This window comes from Streptomyces sp. NBC_00271 (genome assembly GCF_036178845.1).
Taxonomy (GTDB): domain Bacteria; phylum Actinomycetota; class Actinomycetes; order Streptomycetales; family Streptomycetaceae; genus Streptomyces.
This window is the reverse complement of the sequence record NZ_CP108070.1, coordinates 3714547-3729093: the sequence shown is the minus strand read 5'-3', so window position 1 is coordinate 3729093 and position 14547 is coordinate 3714547. Positions and strand designations below refer to the sequence as shown.

11 protein-coding genes are annotated in these 14547 nt (G+C 70.5%); 5 read left to right on the top strand and 6 right to left on the bottom strand.

Annotated features, from left to right (window positions below; genetic code table 11):
* Positions 1–73: 73 nt before the first annotated feature.
* Complete coding sequence (locus tag OG798_RS17380) at positions 74–1417, bottom strand: DUF2252 domain-containing protein (protein WP_095855174.1); 1344 nt, start codon at positions 1415–1417, stop codon at positions 74–76.
* A 324-nt stretch (positions 1418–1741) separates the two neighbouring features.
* Between OG798_RS17380 and dnaE the strand changes: the two genes are divergently transcribed.
* Positions 1742–5281, top strand: coding sequence for a DNA polymerase III subunit alpha (dnaE, locus tag OG798_RS17375; protein ID WP_095858143.1), 3540 nt, complete (start codon positions 1742–1744; stop codon positions 5279–5281).
* A gap of 103 nt (positions 5282–5384) precedes the next feature.
* On the opposite strand, the gene OG798_RS17370 is transcribed toward dnaE, so the two are convergent.
* Entirely contained in the window at positions 5385–5561 is a 177-nt protein-coding gene (locus tag OG798_RS17370) for a hypothetical protein (protein ID WP_168490584.1), read from the bottom strand.
* Positions 5562–5795: 234 nt separating this feature from the next.
* Here OG798_RS17370 and OG798_RS17365 point away from each other — a divergent pair, with 234 nt between their 5' ends.
* The 4 genes from OG798_RS17365 (at position 5796) to OG798_RS17350 (ending at position 9864) form a co-directional block, all read left to right on the top strand.
* The gene (locus OG798_RS17365; RefSeq protein WP_095858144.1) at positions 5796–7013 is read left to right on the top strand and encodes an NYN domain-containing protein; all 1218 of its coding nucleotides are present in this window, start codon (positions 5796–5798) and stop codon (positions 7011–7013) included.
* Positions 7014–7180: 167 nt separating this feature from the next.
* Positions 7181–8203, top strand: a complete 1023-nt coding sequence (locus tag OG798_RS17360) for an ABC transporter ATP-binding protein (RefSeq protein WP_267061511.1) — start codon at positions 7181–7183, stop codon at positions 8201–8203.
* A gap of 145 nt (positions 8204–8348) precedes the next feature.
* On the top strand, positions 8349–9170 hold the full coding sequence (locus tag OG798_RS17355; RefSeq protein WP_095855176.1) for an ABC transporter permease: 822 nt from the start codon (positions 8349–8351) through the stop codon (positions 9168–9170).
* Between the two features lie 34 nt (positions 9171–9204).
* Positions 9205–9864 carry an AAA family ATPase gene (locus OG798_RS17350; RefSeq protein WP_328757286.1) on the top strand — a complete coding sequence of 220 codons (660 nt, stop codon included), beginning with the start codon at positions 9205–9207 and terminating at the stop codon, positions 9862–9864.
* Positions 9865–10408: 544 nt separating this feature from the next.
* Here OG798_RS17350 and ybaK read toward each other — a convergent pair.
* The 4 genes from ybaK to OG798_RS17330 form a co-directional block, all read right to left on the bottom strand.
* Positions 10409–10912 carry a Cys-tRNA(Pro) deacylase gene (gene ybaK, locus OG798_RS17345; protein WP_054231469.1) on the bottom strand — a complete coding sequence of 168 codons (504 nt, stop codon included), beginning with the start codon at positions 10910–10912 and terminating at the stop codon, positions 10409–10411.
* Between the two features lie 13 nt (positions 10913–10925).
* A complete protein-coding gene (locus OG798_RS17340) occupies positions 10926–11666 on the bottom strand; it encodes an LON peptidase substrate-binding domain-containing protein (protein ID WP_095855178.1) in 741 nt (246 codons plus the stop codon).
* An 11-nt stretch (positions 11667–11677) separates the two neighbouring features.
* Complete coding sequence (locus tag OG798_RS17335; RefSeq protein WP_443054186.1) at positions 11678–12709, bottom strand: hypothetical protein; 1032 nt, start codon at positions 12707–12709, stop codon at positions 11678–11680.
* A 171-nt stretch (positions 12710–12880) separates the two neighbouring features.
* Positions 12881–14458 carry an oxidoreductase gene (locus OG798_RS17330; RefSeq protein ID WP_328757285.1) on the bottom strand — a complete coding sequence of 526 codons (1578 nt, stop codon included), beginning with the start codon at positions 14456–14458 and terminating at the stop codon, positions 12881–12883.
* Between the last annotated feature and the right edge of the window lie 89 nt (positions 14459–14547).

Here is a 14547-nt window from a genome sequence, read left to right as displayed (position 1 = left end):
CGTGCTCCCGTAAGGGCCCCCTAAAGGGTTCCTATGTGTTACGGGAGCGTTGTGGGTCCGTCGTCCGGGGTGCCTACAGGCCCGGGATCCGGCCGTTGCGGAACAGGTCGACGAAGATCTGGTGGTCGGCACGCGCGCGTGCGCCGTAGCTGTGCGCGAAGTCCACCAGGAGGCCCGAGAAGCCGTCCTCGTCGGCGGCGATCGCCGCGTCGATGGCCCGCTCGGTGGAGAACGGGACCAGCTCCGAGTGGCCGCTCTCGTCGTCGGCCGCGGCGTGCATGGTGGCCGTGGCCCGGCCGAGGTCGGCGACGACCGAGGCGATCTCCTCCGGGTCGTCGATGTCGCCCCAGTCCAGGTCCACCGCGTACGGCGAGACCTCGGCGACCAGCTGGCCGGCGCCGTCCAGCTCGGTCCAGCCCAGCCACGGGTCGGCGTGCGCCTGCAGGGCGCGCTGGGAGATCACCGTGCGGTGGCCCTCGTGCTGGAAGTACTCGCGGATCGAGGAGTCCGTGATGTGCCGGGAGACGGCCGGGGTCTGGGCCTGCTTGATGTAGATCACGACATCGTTCTCCAGGGCGTCGCTGTTGCCCTCCAGAAGGATGTTGTACGAAGGCAGCCCGGCGGAGCCGATGCCGATGCCGCGGCGGCCGACGACGTCCTTCACCCGGTAGGAGTCCGGGCGGGTCAGGGAGGACTCGGGGAGCGTCTCCAGGTACCCGTCGAAGGCCGCGAGCACCTTGTAGCGGGTGGCCGCGTCGAGCTCGATGGAGCCGCCGCCGGGCGCGAAGCGGCGCTCGAAGTCGCGGATCTCGGTCATCGAGTCGAGCAGCCCGAAGCGGGTCAGCGAGCGGGCGTCACGCAGCGCGTCCAGGAGCGGGCCCTCGGCCGTGTCCAGGGTGAAGGGCGGCACCTCGTCGCTCTTGGCGCCGGTGGCCAGGGCGTGGATGCGCTCGCGGTATGCGCCGGCGTACACCTTGACCAGCTCGGTGATCTGGTCGTCACTGAGCGCCTTCGCGTACCCGATGAGGGCCACGGAGGCGGCGAAGCGCTTGAGGTCCCAGGTGAAGGGGCCGACGTACGCCTCGTCAAAGTCGTTCACGTTGAAGATCAGGCGGCCGTTGGCGTCCATGTACGTGCCGAAGTTCTCGGCGTGCAGGTCGCCGTGGATCCACACGCGGGAGGTGCGCTCGTCCAGGTACGGTCCGCCGCGCCTCGGCCCGAACCCGATCTCCGCGGTGAGGTCGTGGTAGAAGAGGCCCGCCGTGCCCCGGTAGAACGCGAAGGCGGAGGCCGCCATCTTGCGGAACTTGACGCGGAACGCGGCCGGGTCGGCGGCCAGGAGCTCGCCGAAGGCGGTGTCGAAGACGGCGAGGATCTGCTCGCCGCGTTGCTCGGCGCTGAGCTGCGGGACCGACATCGCTGGGTGCCTCCTGGTGCAGGTGGTGCTTGACATGGGGGAAGGACGTGTCCGTCCGCCGGGACGGTTGCTTCCGTCCTCTCCCAACGGACGAAGGTACGCGGGAGTGCCCGCGCACCGGGGACGAACGGTACGCGCGCGTGCCCCGCGCCCCGGATGAAGGTACGGGTGATCGGCCCGCCCGTCACCAGACCACCGCCCCTCATCGAGGCGCTTCGCGCCCAGTGTTCGTCTCCAGTGTCAGTGGCGCGTCATAGACTTCGACGCTGTCCCCCCAGACTGTCCGCAGCCTGTCGACGATTGTTCTTCTTGGAGGCCGAAGCCGTGTCAAAGCCGCCGTTCACGCACCTGCACGTCCACACCCAGTACTCGCTGCTGGACGGTGCCGCGCGGCTCAAGGACATGTTCAACGCCTGCAATGAAATGGGCATGACGCACATCGCCATGAGTGACCATGGCAACCTTCACGGGGCCTACGACTTCTTCCACACGGCGAAGAAGGCGGGCGTCACACCGATCATCGGCATCGAGGCGTACGTCGCCCCCGAGTCCCGGCGCAACAAGCGCAAGATCCAGTGGGGCCAGCCGCACCAGAAGCGCGACGACGTGTCCGGTTCGGGTGGTTACACGCACAAGACGATCTGGGCGGCGAACCGGACCGGCCTGCACAACCTCTTCAAGCTCTCCTCGGACGCGTACGCCGAGGGCTGGCTCCAGAAGTGGCCCCGGATGGACAAGGAGACCATCTCCCAGTGGTCCGAGGGGCTCATCGCCTCCACCGGCTGCCCCTCCGGCGAGCTCCAGACCCGCCTGCGCCTCGGCCAGTACGACGAAGCACTGAAGGCGGCCGCCGAGTACCAGGACATCTTCGGCAAGGACCGCTACTTCCTGGAACTGATGGACCACGGCATCGAGATCGAGCGCCGGGTCCGTGACGGGCTCCTGGAGATCGGCAAGAAGCTCGGCATCCCGCCCCTGGTGACGAACGACTCGCACTACACGTACGCGCACGAGGCGACCGCCCACGACGCCCTGCTGTGCATCCAGACCGGCAAGAACCTCTCCGACCCGGACCGCTTCCGGTTCGACGGCACCGGCTACTACCTGAAGTCGACGGACGAGATGTACGCCGTGGACTCCTCGGACGCCTGGCAGGAGGGCTGCCGCAACACCCTCCTGGTCGCCGAACAGATCGACACGACCGGCATGTTCGAGGCGAAGAACCTCATGCCGAAATTCGACATCCCCGAGGGGTTCACCGAGGTCACCTGGTTCAAGGAGGAGGTGCGCCTCGGCATGGAGCGCCGCTTCCCGGGCGGCGTCCCCGAGGACCGGCAGAAGCAGGTCGAGTACGAGATGGACGTCATCATCCAGATGGGGTTCCCGGGGTACTTCCTCGTCGTCGCCGACTTCATCATGTGGGCCAAGAAGCAGGGCATCGCCGTGGGCCCGGGCCGTGGCTCGGCGGCCGGTTCGATCGTCGCGTACGCCATGGGCATCACCGACCTCGACCCGATCCCGCACGGTCTGATCTTCGAGCGGTTCCTGAACCCCGAGCGCGTCTCCATGCCCGACGTCGACATCGACTTCGACGAGCGCAGGCGCGTCGAAGTGATCAGGTACGTGACCGAGAAGTACGGCGCCGACAAGGTCGCCATGATCGGCACCTACGGCAAGATCAAGGCGAAGAACGCCATCAAGGACTCCGCGCGCGTCCTGGGCTACCCGTACGCCATGGGCGACCGCCTCACCAAGGCGATGCCCGCCGACGTCCTCGGCAAGGGCATCGACCTCAGCGGCATCACCGACTCCTCGCATCCGCGCTACAGCGAGGCCGGCGAGATCCGCGCGATGTACGAGAACGAGCCGGACGTGAAGAAGGTCATCGACACCGCCAAGGGCGTCGAGGGCCTGGTCCGGCAGATGGGCGTGCACGCCGCCGGCGTCATCATGTCCAGCGAGCCCATCGTCGACCACGCCCCGGTCTGGGTGCGGCACACCGACGGCGTGACCATCACACAGTGGGACTACCCGCAGTGCGAGTCGCTCGGCCTGCTGAAGATGGACTTCCTCGGCCTGCGCAACCTGACGATCATGGACGACGCCGTCAAGATGGTGAAGTCCAACAAGGGCGTCGACCTCGACCTGCTGGCCCTCCCGCTCGACGATCCGACGACCTTCGAACTGCTCCAGCGCGGCGAGACCCTCGGCGTCTTCCAGTTCGACGGCGGCCCCATGCGCTCGCTGCTGCGCCTGATGAAGCCCGACAACTTCGAAGACATCTCCGCCGTCTCGGCGCTCTACCGTCCCGGCCCGATGGGCATGGACTCGCACACGAACTACGCGCTCCGCAAGAACGGCCTGCAGGAGATCACGCCGATCCACAAGGAGCTGGAGGAGCCCCTCCAGGAGGTTCTGGCGGTCACCTACGGCCTGATCGTGTACCAGGAGCAGGTGCAGAAGGCCGCCCAGATCATCGCCGGGTACTCGCTCGGCGAGGCCGACATCCTGCGCCGCGTGATGGGCAAGAAGAAGCCCGACGAACTGGCGAAGAACTTCACCATCTTCCAGGCCGGTGCCCAGAAGAACGGCTACAGCGACGAGGCGATCCAAGCCCTGTGGGACGTGCTGGTGCCCTTCGCCGGCTACGCCTTCAACAAGGCCCACTCGGCCGCGTACGGACTGGTCTCGTACTGGACCGCCTACCTGAAGGCGAACTACCCCGCCGAGTACATGGCGGGCCTGCTCACCTCGGTCAAGGACGACAAGGACAAGTCCGCGATCTATCTGAACGAGTGCCGGCGCATGGGCATCAAGGTGCTGCCGCCCAACGTCAACGAGTCGGAGCAGAACTTCGCCGCCCAGGGCGACGACGTGATCCTCTTCGGCCTCTCCGCCGTCCGCAACGTCGGCACGAACGTCGTCGAGTCGATCATCAAGAGCCGCAAGGCCAAGGGGAAGTACGCCTCCTTCCCGGACTACCTCGACAAGGTCGAGGCCGTCGCCTGCAACAAGCGAACCACGGAGTCGCTGATCAAGGCGGGCGCGTTCGACACCATGGGGCACACCCGCAAGGGCCTCACCGCGCAGTTCGAGCCGATGATCGACAACGTGGTGCAGGTCAAGCGCAAGGAGGCCGAGGGCCAGTTCGACCTCTTCGGGGGCATGGGCGACGAGGACACCAGCGAGCCCGGCTTCGGACTCGACGTGGAGTTCACCACCGACGAGTGGGACAAGGCCTATCTGCTCGCCCAGGAGCGGGAGATGCTCGGTCTGTACGTCTCCGACCACCCGCTCTTCGGCCTGGAGCACGTGCTGTCCGACAAGGCCGACGCGGGCATCTCCCAGCTCACCGGAGGTGAGCACGCGGACGGCGCGGTCGTCACCATCGGCGGCATCATCTCGGGCCTCCAGCGCAAGATGACCAAGCAGGGCAACGCCTGGGCGATCGCCACGGTGGAGGACCTGGCCGGTTCCATCGAGTGCATGTTCTTCCCGGCGACGTACCAGCTGGTGTCGACCCAACTCGTCGAGGACGCGGTCGTCTTCGTCAAGGGCCGCCTCGACAAGCGCGAGGACGTGCCGCGGCTGGTCGCGATGGAGCTTCAGGTCCCCGACCTGTCGAACGCGGGCACCAACGCACCCGTGATCCTCACGATCCCGGCGCTGAAGGTCACCCCGCCGATGGTGAGCCGTCTCGGCGAGATCCTCAGCCACCACAAGGGCGAGAGCGAGGTGCGCATCAGGCTCCAGGGCCCGCGCAAGACCACCGTGCTGCGGCTCGACCGGCACCGGGTGAAGCCGGATCCGGCGCTGTTCGGTGACTTGAAGGTGCTGCTGGGCCCGTCCTGCCTCGCGGGCTGACGGGATCAGCCGACAGGATCAGATGATGTACGCGAGGGGCGCATCCGTTGCCGGATGCGCCCCTCGGTGTGTGCCTGGGCTTCGACAGCCCTTACGCGTGGCCTCAGTTGTGGCCGAAGCGCTTCTGGTGCTTGCGGGCGACGTCCGCGGGGCTGCCCTGCGCCTGCGACATCGGCGTGTGAGCCTCCGTCGAGGACCGCTGCGCCTGCTCATGCGCACGCTCGGCCTGCGAGGAGCGGTCCTGCTGGCCGCCCTGCTTGCGGTTCTTGTTCTTGGCCATGGTGATTGCCTCCTGTGGGGCCCTAGGGGTCAGGGCCGGATCCAGATTCACATTCACATAGCCTGACAAGCAGTGCATTTCGGAGAATTACCGTGCGTAATAAGCCCTGTCGGAGCGTTATCCCCCGATTCGCCACGCCGAAGATCGAGTTCGGGCCGTTAACCTCCGCGCCGTCGGGCAGACTCGAAGGAAGCCCGAAGCAAACCTCCCGGAACCGGAAAGAGGGTGGACCGCGTGGACCGCTGCATCGTCCTGGTGGACGCCGGGTATCTGCTCGGGGCTGCTGCCAGTCTCCTCGCCGGGGAGCCTTCGCGATCCCGGATCACCGTCGACCACGCCGCCCTCATCCAGGGCCTGCGCGAGCGCGCCGAGTCCGACACGGAGCGGCCCCTGCTGCGCATCTACTGGTTCGACGGCGCACCCGACCGCGTACCGCAACCGGAGCACCGCCGGCTGCGCGTGATGCCACGGGTCACGGTGCGCCTCGGCGCGCTGACCCGCAGCGACGGGCGGTGGGCGCAGAAGGGTGTCGACGCCGCCATGCACGCCGAGCTGACCGAGCTGGCTCGCAACCGCGCCTGCTCCGACGTGGTCCTGGTGACCGGCGACGGGGACCTGCTGCCGGGCATGATGGCCGCCAAGGAGCACGGCGTCGCCGTACACCTGTGGGCCGTGCAGGCCGCGGACGGCGACTACAACCAGTCCGAGGACCTGGTCGCCGAGGCCGACGAGCGCCGGGTGCTGGACCGGGCGTGGATCACCAAGGCCGTACGGGCCAAGGACCTCGGCGGGATCTGCGCGCCGCAGCCCGTGCCGCGCCCCGAGATCGCCGCGATCCTCTCCGCGCCGCTGCCCGACTCGTCGCTCGCCGGTGCGGCCGAGCGGCCCTCCGAGACCGCGGAGCACAGCCCCGCCGCCGAGTCGCAGAACGGGTCCGAGGAGCGGGTTCCCGCCCCCAAGGGCGTGCCCACGCCGAAGGACCTCGCCGCACTGCGCGCACCGGGCGTCCAGGCCCCCCAGCACCCCGCGAGCGCGACGCTGCGGTGGTCGTCCGACAAGGGGTGGATCGAACGCCCCGGGGGCGCCACGGAGTCCACGGAGGCCGCCGCACTGCCCACGCTCGCCCAGCTCACCTCCGCCGAGCAGCGCTGGGCCGACCGCGAGGAGGACATCACCACGGTCGGCGGCGATCCGTACGAGGTGGGGCAGGTCTTCGCGCGCCGCTGGATGGAGCGGCTCACCGACCCGAGCCATCTGCAGAAGCTGTCCACGATGTACCCGCGGGTACCGCATCGTGTGGACGGTGAGCTGCTGCGTTACGCGGCGCGCTTCGGACTGCTCGCCCACAAGGACGACCAGATCGACGAGCACGACCGGTATGCGATCAGGGCCGGGTTCTGGCGGGAGATCGATGTGCGTACGGCGGCGGAGCATGCCCCTGCCGGGGAGTGAGCCGGGGGAGCGGTCGGACCCCGGGTGTGCTGCTCGGGTGCGGGTGGGTGAGGGCGCGTCTTCGGCGCGCCAGACCTTGGAGACCCGGTCCAGGACGGCTCGTGGACCGGCTGAGGCGAGGGCCCCGGGCGCATAACGGGGCATCGGACCCCGTAGGCTCGTCCCTCGTGAGTACGCGCACGGCACAGGCAGTCCGGAACGGGCACAGGGGCGATGTCGTGTGCTCGGTGCGCGCGCTGACCAAGACCTACCCGGCCGTCCGCGGACGCCGTGGCAGCCCCGGTACGCCCGAGGTGAGGGCCACCGACGGGGTACGGCTGGACATCCGGCGCGGCGAGATCTTCGGCCTGCTCGGGCCGAACGGCGCCGGGAAGTCCACCCTCGTACGCCAGCTGACCGGGCTCATGCGCCCCGACAGCGGCAGTGTCGAGATCCTCGGGCACGACATCGTGCGTCACCCCGAGCGGGCGGCGCGCATCCTCGCCTACCTCGGGCAGGAGTCCACCGCCCTCGACGAGCTGACCGTGTCGCTGGCCGCGGAGACGACCGGGCGGCTGCGCGGGCTCGAACTGCGCGAGGCGCGGGCGGAGCGGGACGCCGTGCTCGAGGAGCTGGGCCTCACCCCGATCGCCTCCCGCCCCCTGAAGAAGCTGTCCGGCGGACAGCGGCGGCTGGCCTGCTTCGCCGCCGCGCTGGTCGGGCAGCGGCCGCTGCTCGTCCTCGACGAGCCGACCACCGGCATGGACCCCGTGGCCCGGCGGGCCGTGTGGTCCGCCGTCGACCGGCGCCGGGCCGAGCACGGCGCCACCGTGCTGCTGGTCACCCACAACGTCATCGAGGCCGAGACCGTGCTCGACCGGGTCGCCGTCCTCGACCGGGGCCGCGTCATCGCCTGCGACACGCCGGCCGGGCTGAAGGAGCGGGTCGCGGGCGAGGTGCGGGTCGAACTCGTCTGGCGCGAGAGCGCCCCGCTGGACGTGCCCGAGGTCGCCGCGCTGCGCGCCCGGGCGGTCGAGTCGGGCCGCCGCTGGACCCTGCGGCTCGCCCCGGAGGAGGCCCGCGCGGCCGTCGCCACGGTCACCGGAGGCGCCGCGTTCGCCGCGCTCGACGACTTCACACTGGCCACGCCGAGCCTGGAGGACGTGTACCTCGCGCTCGGCGGCAACGCGCAGGGGTTGGTGAAGGCGTGAGCGCGCGGGGTCTGGAATCCGTAGGGGAGTCTGTACGGACGGGGAGGGGCGTCGTGGGTGTGGCAAGCGGCGTGGGAATCGGCGTGGCAATGGGCGTCGGAAACAGGAGCAGGACGGCTGCCGGAGTGAAGAGGAGCAGCTCGACGTGAGTGTCGTACCCGCTGAGGTGCTGCCGGGCAGTGCGCTGTCCGTGGCCGAGGACGCCGTTGACGCCGCCGAACTCGGGCCGCGGGCGCGGCTGTGGCCGTCCCTCGCCGCCATGTACCGGGCCCAGCTCTCCCGCGCGCGCGTGGCGCGGATTCCGCTGCTGTTCGTGGCCACGGTCCAGTCCGTCGGCATCATGGTCATGATGCGTGGCGTGGTGGACGGCGGGGGCGAGGCCCGGTCCATCGTGGCCGGGGCGTCGGTCCTGGTCGTCGCCTTCGTAGGGCTCAACCTGTTGGCGCAGTACTTCGGACAGCTGCGGGCCGGCGGCGGGCTCGACCACTACGCGACCCTGCCGGTGCCGCCGGCCGCCGTCGTGCTCGGTGTCGCGGGCGCGTACGCCTCCTTCACCGTGCCCGGGACCGTGGTCACCGCCGTCGTCGGCTGTGTCCTTTTCGGGCTGCCGATGGCGCATCTGTGGGTGCTCGTCGCGGTGATCCCGCTCGCGGGCGCCGCGCTCGCCGGGCTCGGGGCGGCGCTCGGACTGCTCGCGCCTCGGCCCGAACTCGCCACGCTGCTCGGGCAGTTGGGGATGTCGGCGGCGCTGTTGCTCGGGGTGCTGCCGGCGGACCGGCTGCCTACGGTGGTGCAGTACGCCCGTGATCTGCTGCCCTCCACCTACGGCGTCGAGGCCTTCGCGCGGAGCTTCGGGGCGCACCCCGACTGGGCCTTCGTCGTCGGTGACCTCGCCGTCTGCGCGGGCGTGGGGGTGGCCTCGCTGGCGGTGGCGACCTGGGCGTACCGCCGGGCGGCCGTCCGGTGACGCGGCCGACAGCCGGGCCTGGCACGATGTCAGTGTGACCGCACCGCTGACTCCGCCTCCGCCGCCGCATCAACCGCCGTCCGACGACGCCCATGCCTGGCAGGCTCCGCCCGCCGGGGGCGTCTCGGGGACCGTCGGGTACGAACCGGACGGGCCCGGGATGAAGACCGAAGTGCTGGAGGCCGTCGTCGTCACGGTGGCGGTGGCGGTGGCGGGTGTGCTGCTCGGTGTGCTGTGGTGGTGGCTGGCGCCGCATGTGCCGCTGATCGCGGACGACAGTGCGGTGTATCTGAAGGACACCGAGGGTGAGCAGGCCATCGGGGTCGACGGGACATTTACGCTGCTCGCGTTGGCGTTCGGTGCGGTCAGTGCGGTGGTGGTGTTTCTGGTGCGGCGGCGTGGGGGTGTGCCGCTCGTTGTCGCGCTGGCGGTGGGGGGTCTGCTCGGGTCGCTGCTCGCCTGGCGGATCGGGATCTGGCTCGGGCCGACGCAGAACGTGGTCGCCCATGCCAAGCAGGTCGGCAAGGGGGTGACGTTCTCCGCGCCGTTGAAGCTCGGGGCGATGGGGGCGTTGCTGGCGTGGTCCCTGGCGGGGCTGGTGGTTCATCTCGGCCTGACCGCGTTGTTCGGTCCCCGGGACCCGGATCCCTACGCGAGCCCGTACGGGACCCCGCCGCAGCCTCCGACGGTCTGAACCGGGGGCACGGGCCAACTTTCCTCGCCCCCGCCGCCCCTACCCGTCCCATCCCCAGGGGCTCTGCCCCCTCACCCCCGCCAGGGGCGCTGCGCCCCCTGGACCCCCGCATCGCCCGAAGGGCTCGTCCTCAAACGCCGGACGGGCTGAAGATGCGGCCGGCCGGGGTGGGTGGGTTGGACGGGGGGTGGGTGGGTTCCGGTCTCCGGCCTCGTTCCCAAATACCGGGCGGGCTGAAGATGCGGGGCGAAGCCCCGCCTTAGGGGCGCGGGGAACTGCGCGCTCAGCCCCCACCGGCCGTCAGCCGAGCGGATCGGGTGGGTGGGGGATGCGGGGCGGAGCCCCGTCTTGGGGGCGCGGGGAACTGCGCGCTCAGCCCCCGCCGGCCGTCAGTCGACGGACATACCCCGGGGGGCCGGGCGCATAGGTCATGGAGGTCGGTGGCCGTGGTTCGAGCGGCCCTTCTTCGTGCGCCACTTGCGTTTGCGGGTTCGTTTCGACATGCCTCTCGTGCTTAACGCAGGACGACGCATCCGTCGAGGGGTCACGCACGGGCGACCGGCGCGGACACCGCTTCCGTGAGGTGCGCCAGGTCGTCGGGGGCGAGCTCGACCTCGAGCCCCCGGCGGCCGGCCGAGACGCAGATCGTGGCGTGGTGGTGGGCCGAGGCGTCCAGGACCGTACGGAGTCTCTTGCGCTGGCCCAGGGGGGAGATGCCGCCGCGGACATAGCCCGTGGTGCGCTCGGCGGCCGCCGGGTCGGCCATGGCGGCGCGCTTGCCGCCCACCGCCGTGGCCAGCGCCTTCAGGTCCAGGGAGCCCGCGACGGGGACCACGGCGACCACGAGGGAGCCGTCCACGTCCGCGACCAGGGTCTTGAAGACGCGGTCGGGAGAGACGCCCATCGCCTCGGCGGCCTCCTCGCCGTACGAGGGGTGCGCGGGGTCGTGCTCGTAGGCGTGGACCGTGTACGCGACGCCCGCCGCCGTCAGGGCCACCGTCGCGGGCGTTCCCCCGGACTGCTGCTGCTTCTTCGACTTCTTCGCCAAGGTGTCGAGGCCTTCAGTTGAGACTTGTCGGGTTGCGCGTCAGTTCCGCCGCCGGCAACGACGGCAGATTACGGATGATGGCGGTCTCGGCGCGCAGGAGTTTCAGCTCTTCGTGGAGGCGGGTGGCCGTGTCGGGGGCCTGGAGCAGCTTCTGCTTGGCCGGGATGTCGAGCATCACGGCGGCCGCCACCAGGTAGGAGACCACCGCCGGGTCGTCCGGCAGGTCCGCGCCGGTGGACAGTGAGCGTTCGCGGGCGCCCGCCAGCCGCTTCTGGTACTGGCGGAAGGCCCGCAGGACGCCCTCGGCGAGCGCGCCCGCCTCCTCGCCGGGTTCCTCCGGAAGTTCCTCCAGTTCGGCCGTCAGGAACGGCCCGGAGGCGTCCACCGACAGGAGCCGTACCCGTGTGGTGCCGGTGGCCAGTACCTCGAAACTGCCGTCGGCGCGCTCCCGGATGGTGGCCGCGTCCGCGACGCAGCCCATCTCGTGGAAGGCCTTGAGCGGGTCGTCGCCGAACCCGGCCGTGGGACCGCGTTGCGGCAGCGCCGTCTGGTCCGGCATGCCGGGTGCGGTGTGCGCGACCTCGTGGCCGTCGCGGATGGCGACGACGGCGAACCGGCGCGGTTCGTCCTCGGGGGTCTTCAGCAGTTCGCGCATCATGGCGCGATAGCGCTCCTCGAAAATGTTCAGGGGAAGCACGAGCCCCGGGAACAGTACTGAGTTCAGGGGGAAGAGCGGAAGCCGGACGGTGGTCACGACGCGAAAGCCTAATGGTCGCCGGAGCGAGCGCGTCCGCCGTGCTCACTCCGTGGATGGAGGGGGATGGTCGAGGCGACCTCCAGACGGACTCCGTCGCGCAGTTCCAGGAACTGGCCCAGCGGGTCGTCGGAGACCCGGTCCCAGGGGAACGAGGTCGCGTACGGGCCGATCAGACGGAGCTGGTCCAGGGCGTCCTGCCAGCGCTCCAGCCTGATCAGGACGTAGGTGAGGAGGTTGCGCACCTCCGCGGGCCACGGGTCGGCGGGCGCGTATGCCGCCGAGACCGCGATCGCGAGGTCGGCCGCCTCGTCGAGCCGCTCACGCGGGATCACGGCCCGGCCGCCCTCGGTCAGATAGGCGAAGGCCGCGCGCACCGGAAGCGCCTGTACGAGTGAGCCGGGCAGCGCGTCCTGCGCGGCCCGCTCGGCGAAGTCGAAGCACTCGCGGTGCGAGCCGTACCAGGCGGCCGACAGGTACTTCAGGGCGGCCACATGGCAGCCGTAGTGGTGCGGGGAGCGGCGTACGGCCTCGGCCCACAGCTTCTCGAACTCGGTGTGCCCGGTGTTGGTGCCACGGGCGTGGTCGAGCGCGATCCGCCAGGGCACCGGGTCGCGCGGGTCGCCCTCGGCCGCGGCGGCGATCAGCGGGCCGACCTCGCGCAGCAGCTCGGCGCGGGCGGGCGAATCCCACCAGCGGCGCACCGCGAGCTCGGCTTTGACCAGGAGCGCGTCCGGGTCGTGCGGGGACTCGCTCTGCCAGGACTGGAGCCATTCGTCGCGGGTGCGCGCGAAGGCGGCGAGGCGCCTGGCGTACCGGTCGCGGTTCTCCCACTCGGCGGCCTCGCGGGTGGCGGCGAGCAGTTTGGCCGCGATGTCGTACTCACCGCGGGCCGCCGCGACGAGGGCCGGGGCGAGCCGTTCGTCCGGGGCGTCCAGCAGTACCTCGTCGTCGGCGGGCAGTCCGGCGGCGAGGCGCGAAGTGTTCTTGACCATCCGGGCCGTACGGATGAACGCGCGCAGCAGTGCCATGGTGTCGACCATTGAAAGCCGCAGGTCGGAGCTGTACCAGAGGGTGCGCGGTGACACTTTCGTAACCCTCGTTTGGTTGTATGTCAGATGGTCAAGGGTGAGTAAAAAGTGACTGTTGTTCTACTATTGAACACCTGTCAACAGGATGGCCGGATGCTGCCCCACCAGGCCCCAGCAGGCCCCTCAGCTGCGGCGCAGCAGCCGCGTCGCCCCCGCCGCCACCGCCGTCGCCAGGATCCAGCCCAGGAGGATCACCACTGCGGCCAGCCACTGCCAGGCGCCACGCAGCTGCCAGACGTCCACCTGGCCGAGGTCGATCACCGGCAGCAGCAGGTCGAGGGCGAACAGCGCGGCGTTCCACGGCGGATGGCCGCCGTTCACCGGGGTGTGGGTCGCGTGCGAGAAGGCGATCGAGGACGCCGCCCACAGCACCGCCATCCACAGGGCGGCCCGGCCGGGCCGGTACCCGTAGGCGACCGTCCAGTCCTGCGCGTACCCCCACAGCTTGGCCGCGAGCGGCAGGGTCTCGCGGCGGCGGCGCTGCTTGGCGAGCAGCACCTCGCGCGCGTCCTCGTCCTCGCCGGAGTCGCGCAGCACGGTGGCCAGCCGCTCGTACGGCTCCGGGCTGTACTCCGCGGTCGCCGCCGCCACCCACTCCAGGCGCCGGGTCAGCGGGAACCCGCCCTGCGGTACGAGGTTCTCGTAGCTGAAGCCGCCCATGTGGAGGTTCCCGGGGCCCGGCCAGCTGTCCGCCCGGTCGACGAGATTGACGATCCGCGCGCCCGACAGGACCACCTTGCCCCGCTCGGGACGCTCCCCGAGGAAGCGCAGCTCGGGCGTCTGCACCCGCAGCAGGGACAGCTCCTGGTCGTCGTCGAAGCTGAAACGGGCCCGCTCGAAGTCGAGGGCGTCCCCGAACCGTCCGTCGTCGAGGCGGATCCCGCCCTGGCACTCGAAGCGCTGCACCAGCGTCCCGCGCGCCGGGGTGGTGCCGCTGGTCAGCAGGGGATTGCCGAGGCCCGCCGGGGTCATGTAGAGCGTGCGGTTGACGGTCAGCTGGGGAGCGTTCAGGGCGAGCCGGGAGTACGGGTTGTTCAGCTTGCTGCCGCGCAGGCTGAGCGAGACACCGACGGTGGCGCCGCGCAGGCTCAGCTCGCCGTGCGACTCCAGCATCTCGGCCTGCAGGTCCTGCCCCACGGTCATGCCGTCGCCGGTGAGCGAGCGGCCGCGCCGGTCCCGGTAGACCACGGCCTGGTTGAGCAGCAGATCCGTACCGATGTGCGCGTCGGTCAGCCGCACCCCGTTGTGGAAGCGGCAGCGGGGCAGATGCAGATCGCCCTCGGTGTGCACCCGGGCCGCCTCCAGGCGCGGCACCGAGCAGTTGACCAGACGTACGGTCGTGAAGTGCGCCTCCGGCAGCAGGATCTCCTTCTCGAACCGGCAGCCCTTCAGCTCGACGTACGGCACCACCGTGCCGCCCGCGAGGTCGAGGACGTCCGTGATCTGCACGCCGGTCAGCTTCAGGGAGGCGACCCGGCCCTGGAGGGCGGGCGGCCCGTCGAGCAGCAGCCATGCCACGATCCGGGCCCGGACACTGCGCTCGGGCCCCCAGGGATGGCCGCCGTGCGGATCGTCCACGGTGATGTCCCCGCTGCGCAGGTCGTACACGCTGCCGTTGCGGAAGGCCTGCCACATCCCGGCCTCGGCGGCGGTCAACTCGTCCGGCAGGTCCCCACCGCGGGTGCCGGCACCCTCGGTCACGTCACGTCCCTCCCTCCCCAGCTACTCGCGGGTTTCGTACAGCCGTTCATGCCCGCTGTGTGACGGGTCGAACGCTATTGGTGACGGAG

Bases quoted from the DNA above. Each gene is read 5' to 3' on its own strand.
- OG798_RS17370 (WP_168490584.1), bottom strand. From the start codon at position 5,561: ATGGCCAAGAACAAGAACCGCAAGCAGGGCGGCCAGCAGGACCGCTCC.
- OG798_RS17380 (WP_095855174.1), bottom strand. From the start codon at position 1,417: ATGTCGGTCCCGCAGCTCAGCGCCGAGCAACGCGGCGAGCAGATCCTC.
- OG798_RS17335 (WP_443054186.1), bottom strand. From the start codon at position 12,709: ATGGTCGACACCATGGCACTGCTGCGCGCGTTCATCCGTACGGCCCGG.